This window comes from Bacillus sp. FSL K6-0042, from assembly GCF_038006685.1.
Classification (GTDB): Bacteria; Bacillota; Bacilli; order Bacillales; family Bacillaceae_G; genus Bacillus_A; species Bacillus_A pseudomycoides.
This window is the reverse complement of record NZ_JBBOVS010000001.1, coordinates 3,403,812-3,417,506: the sequence shown is the minus strand read 5'-3', so window position 1 is coordinate 3,417,506 and position 13,695 is coordinate 3,403,812. Positions and strand designations below refer to the sequence as shown.

General features: G+C 37.1%; 14 protein-coding genes. All 14 read right to left on the bottom strand.

Annotated features, from left to right (window positions below; translation table 11 throughout):
- Positions 1–29: 29 nt before the first annotated feature.
- The 14 genes from MHH45_RS17510 to MHH45_RS17445 all read right to left on the bottom strand — a co-directional run bounded on the left by MHH45_RS17510 (position 30) and on the right by MHH45_RS17445 (position 13,552).
- The gene (locus MHH45_RS17510) at positions 30–1,196 is read right to left on the bottom strand and encodes a CDP-glycerol glycerophosphotransferase family protein (RefSeq protein ID WP_140385959.1); all 1,167 of its coding nucleotides are present in this window, start codon (positions 1,194–1,196) and stop codon (positions 30–32) included.
- 6 nt (positions 1,197–1,202) lie between these two features.
- Positions 1,203–1,598 carry a glycerol-3-phosphate cytidylyltransferase gene (gene tagD / locus MHH45_RS17505; RefSeq protein WP_003202099.1) on the bottom strand — a complete coding sequence of 132 codons (396 nt, stop codon included), beginning with the start codon at positions 1,596–1,598 and terminating at the stop codon, positions 1,203–1,205.
- 364 nt (positions 1,599–1,962) lie between these two features.
- Positions 1,963–2,964: a rod shape-determining protein gene (locus MHH45_RS17500; protein WP_016112656.1), complete on the bottom strand. Its 1,002-nt coding sequence runs from the start codon at positions 2,962–2,964 to the stop codon at positions 1,963–1,965.
- Positions 2,965–3,126: 162 nt separating this feature from the next.
- Positions 3,127–3,399: a sporulation transcriptional regulator SpoIIID gene (gene spoIIID, locus MHH45_RS17495; protein ID WP_016112657.1), complete on the bottom strand. Its 273-nt coding sequence runs from the start codon at positions 3,397–3,399 to the stop codon at positions 3,127–3,129.
- A 328-nt stretch (positions 3,400–3,727) separates the two neighbouring features.
- The gene (locus MHH45_RS17490; protein ID WP_077294197.1) at positions 3,728–3,862 is read right to left on the bottom strand and encodes an ABC transporter ATP-binding protein; all 135 of its coding nucleotides are present in this window, start codon (positions 3,860–3,862) and stop codon (positions 3,728–3,730) included.
- A 141-nt stretch (positions 3,863–4,003) separates the two neighbouring features.
- Entirely contained in the window at positions 4,004–5,017 is a 1,014-nt protein-coding gene (locus MHH45_RS17485; protein ID WP_340862635.1) for a peptidoglycan DD-metalloendopeptidase family protein, read from the bottom strand.
- A gap of 162 nt (positions 5,018–5,179) precedes the next feature.
- Positions 5,180–5,887 (bottom strand): ABC transporter permease, encoded by a 708-nt coding sequence (locus tag MHH45_RS17480; protein WP_016112660.1) that lies wholly within the window; start codon positions 5,885–5,887, stop codon positions 5,180–5,182.
- On the bottom strand, positions 5,887–6,729 hold the full coding sequence (locus MHH45_RS17475) for an ABC transporter ATP-binding protein (protein WP_016112661.1): 843 nt from the start codon (positions 6,727–6,729) through the stop codon (positions 5,887–5,889). The genes MHH45_RS17480 and MHH45_RS17475 overlap by 1 nt, the downstream gene beginning before the upstream one ends.
- A gap of 189 nt (positions 6,730–6,918) precedes the next feature.
- Positions 6,919–7,926, bottom strand: coding sequence for a LytTR family transcriptional regulator DNA-binding domain-containing protein (locus MHH45_RS17470; RefSeq protein ID WP_016112662.1), 1,008 nt, complete (start codon positions 7,924–7,926; stop codon positions 6,919–6,921).
- A 169-nt stretch (positions 7,927–8,095) separates the two neighbouring features.
- Entirely contained in the window at positions 8,096–9,712 is a 1,617-nt protein-coding gene (locus tag MHH45_RS17465; protein WP_016112663.1) for a long-chain fatty acid--CoA ligase, read from the bottom strand.
- A 241-nt stretch (positions 9,713–9,953) separates the two neighbouring features.
- Complete coding sequence (gene spoIID / locus MHH45_RS17460; RefSeq protein WP_006096642.1) at positions 9,954–10,967, bottom strand: stage II sporulation protein D; 1,014 nt, start codon at positions 10,965–10,967, stop codon at positions 9,954–9,956.
- A 248-nt stretch (positions 10,968–11,215) separates the two neighbouring features.
- The gene (gene murA / locus MHH45_RS17455; RefSeq protein ID WP_016112665.1) at positions 11,216–12,520 is read right to left on the bottom strand and encodes a UDP-N-acetylglucosamine 1-carboxyvinyltransferase; all 1,305 of its coding nucleotides are present in this window, start codon (positions 12,518–12,520) and stop codon (positions 11,216–11,218) included.
- A 35-nt stretch (positions 12,521–12,555) separates the two neighbouring features.
- Positions 12,556–13,263 (bottom strand): YwmB family TATA-box binding protein, encoded by a 708-nt coding sequence (locus MHH45_RS17450; protein ID WP_016112666.1) that lies wholly within the window; start codon positions 13,261–13,263, stop codon positions 12,556–12,558.
- A gap of 52 nt (positions 13,264–13,315) precedes the next feature.
- Positions 13,316–13,552: a DUF1146 family protein gene (locus MHH45_RS17445; RefSeq protein WP_003202077.1), complete on the bottom strand. Its 237-nt coding sequence runs from the start codon at positions 13,550–13,552 to the stop codon at positions 13,316–13,318.
- Between the last annotated feature and the right edge of the window lie 143 nt (positions 13,553–13,695).

The window sequence follows — 13,695 nt, the reverse complement described above, 5'->3', positions numbered from 1 at the left end:
CATTATTATAGGAACGCATGACTACCTTACTATTCCTCTTTAAAAAGCATATTTACAAAGTTCCTACTTGAATCACCTATCGAATACTCATTCCATTTCAAAGTAAAATTATTTATACTATCTATTTTGAACCTACCATCTGTTATCACCCGTACCACTTCTTCAGTTGTATAAACGACTGGGCCTGGAACATCAGATACATAGTCACCAATAATCCCTCTTTTTTTCATATATTGTTTTAAATCATATGCAAAAAAGATTATCGGTTTATTTAATAAGCAAAATTCAAATGGTATAGAGGAATAATCAGTAACTAATATATCCGTCACTAAAAATAAATCATTTATATTTGGGTAAAGGGAATAATCATATAAAAACCCTTCATACTTTTCTTCGTAATTACATGTATTTCGTATCGCTGGGTGCAACTTAACTATAAGGATATACTCATCTTTCAATTGCTTATACATCTCATCGATATCTAGATGTAAATCAAAATCTACTAGCTCTTTATCTCTAAAGGTTGGCGCATATAAAATAACCTTTTTATCTTTTAGATTTGGATTTACTATAAAAATATTATCTTTAACTTTCTGTTGTCTCTGTTCATCAAAAAACAAATCCGTTCTTGGAATACCTGTTTTTAATATATTATTATCAGATAGAGCAAAAGCTTTCTTATAAATGTCAGAAAGCGCTTCTGATCCTACAACAATTTTATGGAAGTTTTTATAAACATTCATAAATCTGTTTTGGGCTCGTAAACTTCTTTTTTTAAAAGAAGGAGCTAATAATCCGAATTTTTTAAAAGCACCTGCTGCATGCCATATTTGAATACACTCTACGCCTTTTTTAAATTTAACTTTTGCTAATGACCCAAAATAATTATCAACAATGACGTATTGAGAAGTGGATAAATGATAGATAGATTTAATAGTGTGAAGTATGTTCTTTGTTTCAAATTTATAAGATTTCACATTCGAGTAGCTATCCACCTCATATTTACATGTAGGTTTGTATAAAAAAACCACCTCGTAATTTATACCTTGACGCTGTATTTCCTCATAAATAAAAAATAAATTTTCACCATAAGACATAATAAAAGTTACTTTCTTTTTAATCGGAAACACTTGCATCATATTATGTAAAATTCTAAATAAAATTAGGTAGATTTCTACCATCAATTCTCTAATCATGTACACTTATCTAGCAACTCGTACTAGTTCCTTTTTTATTTTTGTTGTAGAAATCCCGGCTGTACGTGGTAAATATACAACTTCGCAATGCTCCTCTAAGAAATCAAACTCACCTTTCCAGTCATCGCCCATTACGAAAACATCCACATCACGGCTTTGTACGTCTTTTACTTTCTGCTCCCAATTATGTTCAGGAATTACTTCATCCACATACCGAACCGCTTCTAGAATCATTTTACGATTCTCATAACTATGATAAGATTTCTTATTTTTTAATTTGTTAAATTCATCTGAAGAAACAGCAACAATTAAATAATCTCCTAAATCTTTCGCTCTCTTCAATAAGTTAATATGTCCCCAGTGCAATAAATCGAAAGTTCCATATGTAATAACCTTTTTCATAATCGCGCCCCCTGCGAAATGCTCTTATTTTATAATTATTTAGTCGAGAAATATATTTAAATTAGAGCTTCCCCTACACCTATGAATGGTAAGAAGAACTCAAATCCCCTATGTAAATATAAAACAAATTTACATAGATTTTACATAGATTTTACATCAAGTTCACACGAAATTCACAAAGACGATTATAACATAATTTTTATTTACAAACTATGACAATAACCTAACAACTATTGTCATATCTTGTCTAAGAAAGCACTTTCTTGTCTGGTATTACAAACCACCTCTTACTTTCTTTTATTTACAAAAAAAAAAAGCGCGAAGGAACCTATTTCCTTCGCACTTTTTACTACCCTTTATATGACTATTTCAACATACGACGTGGTAATTTATCAATGTTCTCTAACATAATGCCTGTACCAACTGCAACGCAGTGCATTGGGTTTTCAGCGATTAGTACTGGTACTTTTAATTCTTCTGCTAGAAGCATGTCGATACCATGTAATAATGCGCCTCCGCCTGTTAAGATTACACCGCGGTCAATGATGTCTGCAGATAGTTCTGGTGGTGTACGCTCTAATACACCTTTTGCAGCTTGTACAATGACAGCTGCATTTTCTTTTAATGCTTCTGTAATCTCTTCTGAACATACTGTAATTGTACGTGGTAAGCCCGTTACCATGTCACGTCCGCGAATTTCAAGTTCTTCACTACGTGCACCTGGGAATACTGTACCGACTTTAATTTTAATATCTTCTGATGTACGTTCTCCGATTAATAGCTTATACTTACGTTTAATATAGTTTAAGATCTCCATATCGAACTTGTCGCCAGCCATTTTGATAGAGGAGGAGGTAACAATATCACCCATTGAAAGTACGGCGATATCTGTTGTACCTCCACCGATATCAACAACCATATTTCCGCTCGGTTGGAAGATTTCCATACCGGCACCAACAGCAGCTACTTTTGGTTCTTCTTCTAAGAATACTGTTTTACCACCTGAGCGTTCAGCAGCTTCACGAATTGCTTTTTGTTCTACAGATGTGATGTTTGTTGGACAACAAATTAAAATGCGAGGTTTTGAAAAGAAGCTCTTCACGTCCAGTTTGTTGATGAAATGCTTTAACATCGCTTCTGTAATTTCGAAATCTGCAATTACACCATCTTTAAGTGGACGAATCGCTACAATATTACCAGGTGTACGTCCTACCATACTTCTTGCTTCTTCACCTACCGCTAATACTTTTCCAGTATTGCGATCAATTGCTACAACAGACGGTTCGTTTAAAACGATCCCTTTACCCTTTACATGAATTAATACGTTAGCCGTGCCTAGGTCAATTCCGATATCTCTCGCAAACATTCCTGTTTTTTCCTCCTTGATATTCAAAATCAGGTTGTACCCGAATTCTTTTACACCTAATTTCTGATTTTATCATAAATTTAACGGAAACGTAATATTTGAAAAGATAATTCTTCTGAAAAATGTTCCGTCATGATCAAGGAATGTTTGCCGTATAATGAATTATTGCCGCACGATTTTTTCTGTATCTTCTTTTCGGTACTTCTGCTTCGTCGCTTCCCCGCCTCTTAGGTGACGAATCGACTTATGATAATCAAGAATTTCTTTCACTTCATTTGCGAGCTCTGGATTAATTTCTGGTAAACGTTCTGTCAAATCTTTATGAACTGTACTCTTTGATACCCCAAACTCTTTTGCGATTACACGCACTGTCTTTCTTGTCTCCACGATATACTTGCCAATCTTGATAGTTCTCTCTTTGATGTAATCGTGCACACCACTCGCCTCCCTAAATTGGATGTGAGAAGTGTGAAATGAGACTCGCTGCATATGACTAAGAAGTAAATTCGAGTGCTGTTTGTAAGCGTTAAACATTCTGGAATTTATAATGAAATGATTCACGATTTCTCACCTCAAACACTCTCTTTGCTTTGGTTTATATCATTGTATTGCCTGCACTACTGATATATGCTATAAGTTCGGTATTTTTGCGGACTAAGTTTAAAAAAATTACAATTTCGTGTGAGAAATACGTTAACAATGACAATTTTCACTTGATGAACTTCCATACAAAAACAAAGAATGACGCCTCTTGTCAAAGGCGTCATTCTTCCCGATCACATTCTTCTTCTAATAATTGATGGTGGGGAACTTCTTTCTTACTGGCAATGTAATAATATAAAGTAAATAAAATAAACAACAAAATAAGGGCAATCGACAGAACAAATACAAATGACAGAGTAATCCCCTCCTTTTCTTAATATATATTCGAGAATTCCGTCAAATTTCCTTGTTATTGCTATTTCCCTCTCGAAATGGATCATTTTTATATAAAAATAAAAAAATCAACTCCCTAGTGAGAGCTGATTTTTTCGTTTTATTATTCTTGTGTAGAAGAAGAGTCGTTAGATGATTCCGTAGAACCGTTTGTTGATTTTTCTTCTTTTTTACTTTTTTCATCAGCTGCGCCATTTGTTGATTTCTCTTCTTTTTGCCCTTTTTCATCAGCTGAACCGCTTGTTGATTTCTCTTCTTTTTTACCTTTTTCGTCAGCTGCGCCATTTGTTGATTTCTCTTCTTTTTTACCTTTTTCGTCAGCTGCGCCATTTGTTGATTTCTCTTCTTTTTTACCTTTTTCATCAGCTGAACCGCTTGTTGATTTCTCTTCTTTTTTACCTTTTTCATCAGCTGAACCATTTGTTTCTTTTGCTGATCCTGCTTCTGCCTTTACATCTGTCGCAAGTTTGTTAAGGTAACGCTCTGGATTGACAGCTACATTATCTTTACGAACTTCAAAGTGTACATGAGAGCCTGCTTCCTTATTCATTGCACTTAGACCGGATTTTCCTAATACTTCACCTTGTGCAACTTTTGCACCTTTTTCTACTTTTACACTGCCTAAGCTTTGATAAGATGTTGCAAGACCATTTCCGTTATCCACTGTTACAACATAACCGAGAAGCGAATCTTTTTCAGCTTTTGTTACTGTACCGCTTAAAGCAGCTGTAACATCGAATTCTTTTCCATTTTTCGCAGCAACATCGATTCCTTTATTAGGAGAATATGTGTTGTTATAAAAGACAAGTGCTTGTTCTTGCTCCTCTTCTGCTGCTCCATCTTCATAAAACTTCTTCTTCACAACAACATCTACATTCTTTGCAGCTGGCATTTTCACAACTTCTGAAGACTTTGTTGCTGGTACTGCTGGATTTTCCGTTTGACCATACGGCGCACTTTGCTCTTTATTAGGCGCTTTCTTTGGATTAGCTGCCTGGAACCATAGAGCAACCGTCAAGATTACCGCTGCACATGCAATATAGATTGCCGGAAATACCCACCGTTTTTGAAATAAATGAACTACCTTTTGCGACTTTTTATTATTCCTTCCTCGCATTCTATCATCACCTCAGCAATCATTTTGAACAATATTCATTCATCCTATACAACCTATAACTAATTACTTTTCGACAAAATCTGTAAGAATATGTATAGGGATTGCGAAATTTCCGAGGAAATGATAGAAAAAAGAAAAAACTGAGCGGATTGACTCAGTTTTTTAGTCTAGTTGTTTCTTTTTGTAAACGAAGAGGCAAACAATAATTGAAATGACTAACCAAATAGAGACATTGATTAGATCTGCGGCAATTGCAGAGAAGTCTTTCCCCTCTACAATACTTACGAACGCTTCAAAAATATGATTAGTCGGTAAATACGATAGTATGTTTTTCAAAATGTCATTTTTTATAACATTACTTAAAACTGGAGTCATGAGCAAGACCATTGCAACCGGTGATGCAATAACAGAAACTTGCACTAAATTTTTAGCTAAAAGAGCAATAATTGTCCCAAATATGATAAACACTAATGTTCCTAATAGCATTAACAGAAACATGAACAACATATTCCCTTGTAAAACATCTAGTATAAATAAATTAAGAAAACTTATCGCAAACGTTAAAACAATGATTGGTAGTGCTTTTCCAATAATGATTTCAAATGGAGAGGCAGGAGATAGCATAAGCACTCGTAACGTATGTTTCTCCTTCTCTTCCGCAATAAGAGTTGCCTGTGAAATTGTTGTAACCATACATAATATCATGACGATTACAAAGCCCCCCATAAACTCCTTCCCTTGTCCCATTTGCTTATAAAACAACGCCAATCCAAGTGGTAAAATCGCCATTAATAATATTTGTGCGTTATTCTTCAAATCCTGCATCTCTTTCCGTAAAATCGCCGATACACGCCTCATTGAAAATGTCATTATAATCCCCTCCCAGTTACTTCAATAAAGATATCCCCTAAAGTTGGCTCATAAGAATGAATTGATAAAAGTTCTCCTTTTTTCATCCATTCTGAAATACGTTTTGCTCCTAATTCATCTTTTTGTACGGTTTCTTTTTTCTTATCTTTTAAAACAACTTCAATTTTGTCTTTCGCATATTTAAGCCTTAAGTTCTCTGGTGTATCAAGCGCTACAATTTCCCCGCCACATAAGAAGGCAATGCGGTCACAAAGCGTTTCTGCTTCATCCATATTGTGCGTCGTTAAGAAAATTGTTGTTCCTTCTCTATTTAGGTCCTTTAAGATGTTATGAATGTTTTGGACGTTGACTGGATCAAGTGCTGATGTTGGTTCATCTAAGAAGAGAATATCCGGTTTATGCAGAATTGCTCGTGCTAGCGTAACGCGCTGCTTCATCCCTTTTGATAATTTTTTGACAGGTGTTTTTTTATCTTCTAATAAATTCACTTGCGACAACACTTCATCAATTCGTTCTTTTTTACAATCGTATAAGTCGCAAAATAATAGTAAATTATCATAAATGCTAAGTCTTTCATATAAACCGCTGTTATCTGTTAAAATACCAATTCGTTTGTAATCGATGCTGTTTGGACCTGTAATATCTTTTCCTAGTACTTTCACTTTTCCAACACTGTGAAGCAATTGGGAAGTTAAAATTTTCACTGTTGTTGTTTTCCCTGATCCACTTGGTCCTAGAAACCCGAAGATTTCTCCTTGCTTTACTTCAATACTTACATTACGAAGTGCTGTTTTTTCATTAAAGGTTTTCATTACATCCTTCATTTCAATTGCCAATGTCATTTTGTCATCCCCTTTGTTTTTCTTTTATAGATAAAATTGGCTTTAGCGACTCGTTTGTCGCCTCCGCTTGTTGTATTCGCTTTTCTTGATTCAATCATATGAAAAACAAAGAGGCCGTGCAGTAAAATACCGGTAAAAGGAGTATTTTTACCGGTGAATGAATCCTATTTTTGTCTCACTGGAGCGTTTTTATAGTCCAATCACGCCCTTTAATTCATCCATTCTTCCTTTCGAAAGTGGAATGGAGCTTTTTCGTTCATCATCTAAAATTAAGCTAAAGCTATTACGAGTCCAAGTAATCACTTCTCGTACACGCTGCAAGTTAACAAGGTAAGAACGATGACACCTAAAGAACCCGAAACCTTTTAATCTCTCTTCTAATTCACTTAATGTTAACGCACAAACAAAGTCCCCCTCACGAACATGAATATGCGTCGTTCCATTTTGCGTTTCAATAAAGTGAATCTCCATCGGATCAAGCAAAATGATTTTATCATTTACTTTTGCAGGAATTCTCTCGAGCTTCATTTGCGGAATCATTTGAACGACGTTTTCTGAATCTATCTCTTCGTCTTCTTCCTGTTCAATTTCCACTTTTTTAACACCATCTTGATGAAGTATATACACATCTTCCGTTAAAGAGAGTGCATCCGACAAAAAGGATGATGTAATAAAGATGGCCTTCCCTTGTTCTTTCATCTTCATAATCGCTTTTCGAATGATAATTGTACTTTCTATATCTACATTTTGTTCTGGCTCTTCGAAAATAATTAAATCCGGATTATGAATCATGACCCGGCCAATATGAAGACGACGTTTTTCAGAAAATGATAGTTTCTCTATTTTGACGTTCATCTTATCGAGCAAACCAACATACTGAACAACTTCCTTTATGCTAATATTCGAGCCATACAATCCAAATAAAAAAGCGAAATATTCTTTCACTTTCAAACGATCATACGCTTCATCTTTTAAAAAACAAAAACCAATGCGTGAGTAGAATTGCTTTCGAATCGGCTCCCCATCAAATAAAACGCTTCCTGTTGATGCCTCTTCTTCACCAATTATAATGCGGTGCAAAACCTTCGCCGTATGATTGTTACATTGCAGCACAACACATTGCCCTTTTTCAATTTCAAGCTGAATCGCCTGCAACTGGTTCGTCTTACCCAATTGTTTTAGCTCCAATAACGCCATGTTTTCTCCTCCAGGTAAGTTTTTTATCTTATTATACCAAACAGTTAATGGAAAATTATGATATTTATTCCGAAAATAAAAAGGAGCTAAATCAGCTCCTTTTTGATTAATTTGTATCATGTATTTTATCGAATGGTCGATATATCTTCAAACGAGCAGCATACAACTATTACTTCTGCTTCACCAAATAACTCTTCAGCTGATCACGAAGCGCCCTTTTCAAAAATTTCCCGACGGATGTTTTTGGGATTTCCTCGACAAATAAGATGTCATCTGGCATCCACCATTTTGGGAACTGGTCTTCTAGTAATGCATAGAGCTCTTCTTGTTCTACTGTTTGTCCTTCTTTTAAGACAACGCAGGCCACAGGGCGTTCTTGCCATTTTTCATGCGGCACGGCAACGACAGATGCCTCTAGTACTTTGTCATGTGCCATTAAAGCGTTCTCTAAATCAACGGAGGAAATCCATTCACCGCCGCTTTTAATTAAATCTTTCGTACGGTCAGCAATTTTCATAAACCCTTCCGGATCAACAGTTACAATATCTCCTGTATGTAACCAGCCATCCTTCATGGAATCTGCTGTACGTTCATCGTTATAATAACTACCCGCAATCCACGGTCCGCGCAGGCAAAGTTCTCCCATTTCTTCACCATCCCATTTGATCTCCCCGTCTTGACCAATAACCTTCATTTCAAGCCCTGGGAATAAGTAACCTTGGCGGGAGCGTAACTCATAATATTCTTCTTTCGGTAAATCGCGCTGATATGACTTTGGACAGTTAATTACAACAGCTGGGCTTGTTTCTGTCATTCCATATATTTGCCTAAAAGCAATTCCATATTTCTCCTCATATGTGCGGATCATACTTCCTGGCGCTGCTGATCCACCTGACCATATCGTACGAATACTACTAATATCATACGGATACTTTTCAAGCTCTTGCAGTAACCCAATCCAAATTGTTGGTACACCAGCAGTAATTGTCACCTTCTCGCGTTCAATAAGCTGCGCTAAAATTTCCGGTGTAAAGTGTGGTCCTGGTAAGACGAGCTTTGTGCCGAACCATGTACCGGCAAAAGGAAGCCCCCATGCGTTTACATGGAACATTGGAACGACAGGCATACAAGTGTCTACTTCTGATAGATTCCCGCCGTCTACAAGGCCGAGCGTATAACTGTGGAGCGCAATACTACGGTGCGTGTACACAACGCCTTTCGGTTTTCCTGTCGTTGCGGAAGTGTAACACATACCCGCAGGTTCTTTTTCATCTAAATCTGTTATGAATGGGAATGTTTCGTCGCCTTCTTCGAGTAGTTTTTCGTAATGATATGCTGGTGATAGTGTTGTGTGAGGTAATTCGTGATCATCTGTCATAATAATAAATGCTTTCACATGAGGAATTTCGTGTTGAATACTTTCTAATACAGGAACCATATCTTCATCAACGAGAATGATTTTATCTTCGGCGTGGTTAATGATATAAGAAATATGCTCTGCGGAGAGCCGTAAGTTAATCGTATGTAACACCGCCCCAATTCCTGGAATTGCAAAATATGCTTCCAAATGGCGGTGATGGTTCCAAGCGATTGTTCCAACTTTGTCTCCTCTATCAATCCCCATTTTATTTAGTACACTAGCAAGCCGTCTTGTCCGCTTCGCAATCTCTCCGTATGTTAATGTTTGAATACGCGATGCAGTGCGCGAAACAACTTCCTTTTTTGCAAAATATTTCTCCGCCCGTTCCATCATTGCTGGAATAAGAAGTGGTACATCCATCATCATATTTCATGCCCCCTGTTATTATTTTATATATACACATACAACTGTATTATAACACAACAAAACGAGACAAAAGCCGTTAACATTTCTTTCGTTTTCTACAAATAATGACAAAAGGAGCTCATTGGGATGAGCTCCTTTGTTGTCAAATAATCACTAAGTTTTGTCGAACGGTCGATATATTCCAAAAAGCGCCGATATATTTTCAAACGAGCAGCACCCAACTGTCAGTAACCCTTAAGCATCAGTTCTTCGCCATTAACTTTCCTTCATACTCGTTTAGCGTTTTAATTTCGATACCTTTATAGTAATGAGCAACGATATCCGTATATCCTTTTCCTTCTTTCGCCATTCCATTGGCACCATACTGGCTCATGCCCACGCCATGGCCGAAACCTTTCGTTGTGACGACAATGCTCTTTCCTTGTTGTTTCCATGTAAAGTCAGAGGAGCGTAATCCAAGTTTTGTTCGTACTTCTTTCCCTGTTAATACCTTTCCTTGAAACTCTACATCCTTCACCCGTTTTCCTTCTGTACGGTCTTTAATATTACCGACTTTCCCATTTGCAAGCACCTTTACGCCAAGACGCTTTTGAAAATCATCTACAGTAAAAGTTTGCTCACTCGCAAATTTTGGAGAAGCTTGATCCCATGGACTGTCTACGCTTTTTAAATATGGTAAGTCACTCCCCCAGTAGTCTGCAGCATTTTCTGTATAACCGTTACTTGTTGAGAAGAAGGAGGCCGTAATGGGACTACCATCATAAGTTAAAACTTGTCCGGCTGTTTTAGACACAGCTTCTTCAATCTTCTTCAAATTTTTCTCATAATCTTTGCCCCATGTCTTCTTTAGCTCTTCTTTACTGTTGTACACTTGATCATTAACCGTATCTGTCACATCCGCATTGTTTTTCTTACTTCCGCCTAGCATACGCTGTACAATAAATGTTCTCGCTGCCAATGCCTGTGCTTTTAATGCCTCCATTTCAAAGCTAGCATTCATCTCGGAAGCTACTACACCTGTAACATACTCTTCCATCGGCATCGTTTCTACCTTCTTTTGTGCATTACGATACACAGTAACTTGGACAGCAGTATTTACCTTTTTAGGAGCTGGCACACTTTGCATGGCTGGAGGATGTTCGGGCGGCTGACTTACTTTCGCTTTCGTAAACGGAATAACAAGTACGGTCGGTACAATAATGACGAGCGCCACTAAGAGCGCCATTGTAATGAAAAGTGGCTTTGAAATTTTCATCTTTTTCCCCCGCTATGAAATTAGACTCATTTCATTCTTATGGAACGTGGCGAGCTTTTAGAACATATCGGGAGGAACTTCTGCAAAGGGAAAATATAAAGTACTGATATGACAGGATGCAATCTCAAAGGAAAGAATTTTCTAAATTTTTCAGGTGGATAGGCATAAAAAAGGAATTTTTTGACTATAACAATAATAGCCCAATAAAAATAGCCTCTATGTCAAAAAGACATAGAGACTACTCAAACTTAAGCGTGAAGGTCAGAAACTTGTTGCTTCGTCACTTCTTCTACTTTTTCATTTACACGTTCAATTGTTGCACCTAATGCAGCTAGTTTCTCATGGAAGTTTACATATCCACGATCAAGGTGTTTTAATTCTGTTACACGTGTGTAACCATCTGATACTAAACCAGCTAGAATTAATGCCGCTGCAGCACGTAAGTCAGTTGCTCCTACTTCTGCACCTTGTAAGTTGTTAGGTCCATTCATAATAACAGAACGACCTTCAATTTTGATGTCTGCATTCATACGACGGAATTCTTCCACATGCATGAAGCGGTTTTCAAATACCGTTTCTGTAATCATGCTTGTTCCATCCGCATGTAATAACAATGCCATCATTTGCGATTGCATGTCTGTTGGGAAACCTGGATGAGGCATTGTTTTAATATCAACGGCTTTTAATTTACTTGGGCCGATAACACGTACGCCTTCGTTTTCCTCAATAACCTTAACACCCATTTCTTCCATTTTCGCTGTGATAGAACGTAAATGTTCTGGTACAGCATTTTCAATTAAGATGTCTCCACCAGTAATTGCTGCTGCAACCATAAACGTTCCTGCTTCAATACGGTCAGGAATAATAGAATGGTGTGCACCATATAATTTATCAACGCCTTCGATACGAATCGTTCCAGTTCCAGCTCCGCGTACTTTTGCTCCCATTGCATTTAAGAAGTTAGCTAAGTCAACGATTTCTGGTTCTTTTGCTGCGTTTTCAAGTACTGTTGTCCCTTTTGCTAATGTAGCAGCAGACATAATGTTTTCTGTTGCACCTACACTTGGGAAGTCTAAGTAAATTTTCGCGCCTTGTAATTGTCCATCTACATAAGCTTCAACAAAGCCATTACCAACTTTTACTTTCGCTCCCATTGCTTCGAAGCCTTTTAAATGTTGGTCAATTGGACGTGAACCAATTGCACATCCACCAGGAAGTGCAATACGAGCACGACCATTACGTGCTAATAGTGGCCCCATTACTTGAACGGACGCACGCATTTTACGTACATATTCAAATGGTGCTTCAATATTTAACTCCTTTGAAGCATCAATTGTTACTTGGTTATTTTCAAATACAACTTCAGCATTTAAATGACGTAATACCTCATTAATTGTGTATACATCAGACAAAACTGGTACTTCAGATAGTACATTCTTTCCGTCACTTGCTAATAGGGCTGCAGCGATTATAGGTAATACAGCATTTTTTGCGCCCTCAACACGCACTGTGCCATTCAACCGCTTTCCGCCACGGACGATGATTTTTTCCAATTTATTCCCCTCCGTGTCCTTTTTTCAATATCTATTCAATACTCAGAAGTTATGATCGGTGTGCCAACCACAATTGTATCTTTGTTGTCTGTAGAACGTATTGCTATTTGCACATTGATTTTCTCTCTATTTGTTGAAAGAGCGTCATTCCACTTTTTATTATATGCGGAGACTGACACAAATGCTCTTTCTTCTATCTTCTCGATCGCTCTTGCTGAAAGATCTTTCAAAACCTGATTGGTTTTATTTTGCAAAACACCTTCAATCTTATCATTCAGTACACCTTGAACACAAGTGTAAATTGTAGGTTTTGTACTAAAAATTTTATCCATTTCCCGAATGTTTCCAGGGTCCCATTTTGACCCGCTTACTTCAAAGATAATGAAAGTGTTTTCTTTAGTATTTTCCTTACTCCAAGTTACTACTATTCGTTCTTCATAAGAAGAAAATTTTTTGTATGCTGTTGCTTTATATCCATCATGAGATGTTTCCAATTCCCATTTTTGAATATTCGCTTTTTCTTTCACTTCATTTAACAATTTTTGAAACGTATGTATATTAGAAATGGTTTTGGTTTCCCGTGCTAACCATGACCACCGCTCTACTTCTGCTCCATTTTTTTCAAGAGCTGCGATCATACTCCCCATTTTCTCTTCGTCACTTACGGGCTTTATCTCTTTATACCCGACCAAGAATACGACAATACTTACGACAACAATAAGAATTGTTTTTAAGCTTTTCAAGTTTCATCCCCTCCTATCCCCATTGTTAACGGAGATATGAGGTTCTATACACTTACTTGACTAAATACGTTAAACTCTTCGAATACCCTAAATAATCAAGAAAAAAGTTGCTGACAGATGTCCCAATGGCAATCGTAACAAGAATGAGTAAAATCCTCGTCTGCAATACCTTTCCAGATTTCATCAGGCGTTCGATATGGATACCTTGTAAGGCCCACCACGTAATGGTAATAAACAATAAATGCGAAACAATCGCAATCAGTGCTTGTTGCCCTAAAAGTTGCGCCAAAAAAATCGACTCCTTTTGTTTGGCTTACCATCACCTAGGATACAAAACAATCCCATATAAATGGAAACCACACTTTTTCCCGCCCAAACAGGCAGTATAAAGTATCCCTCCGAAAGAAGGGGCACTACCTATTAGAGTTCACT

Coding starts and splice junctions, on each gene's coding strand:
- MHH45_RS17510 (WP_140385959.1), bottom strand. CDS start 1,196: ATGATTAGAGAATTGATGGTAGAAATCTACCTAATTTTATTTAGAATT.
- tagD (WP_003202099.1), bottom strand. CDS start 1,598: ATGAAAAAGGTTATTACATATGGAACTTTCGATTTATTGCACTGGGGA.
- MHH45_RS17500 (WP_016112656.1), bottom strand. CDS start 2,964: ATGTTTGCGAGAGATATCGGAATTGACCTAGGCACGGCTAACGTATTA.
- MHH45_RS17485 (WP_340862635.1), bottom strand. CDS start 5,017: ATGCGAGGAAGGAATAATAAAAAGTCGCAAAAGGTAGTTCATTTATTT.
- MHH45_RS17480 (WP_016112660.1), bottom strand. CDS start 5,887: ATGACATTTTCAATGAGGCGTGTATCGGCGATTTTACGGAAAGAGATG.
- MHH45_RS17475 (WP_016112661.1), bottom strand. CDS start 6,729: ATGACATTGGCAATTGAAATGAAGGATGTAATGAAAACCTTTAATGAA.
- MHH45_RS17470 (WP_016112662.1), bottom strand. CDS start 7,926: ATGGCGTTATTGGAGCTAAAACAATTGGGTAAGACGAACCAGTTGCAG.
- MHH45_RS17465 (WP_016112663.1), bottom strand. CDS start 9,712: ATGATGATGGATGTACCACTTCTTATTCCAGCAATGATGGAACGGGCG.
- spoIID (WP_006096642.1), bottom strand. CDS start 10,967: ATGAAAATTTCAAAGCCACTTTTCATTACAATGGCGCTCTTAGTGGCG.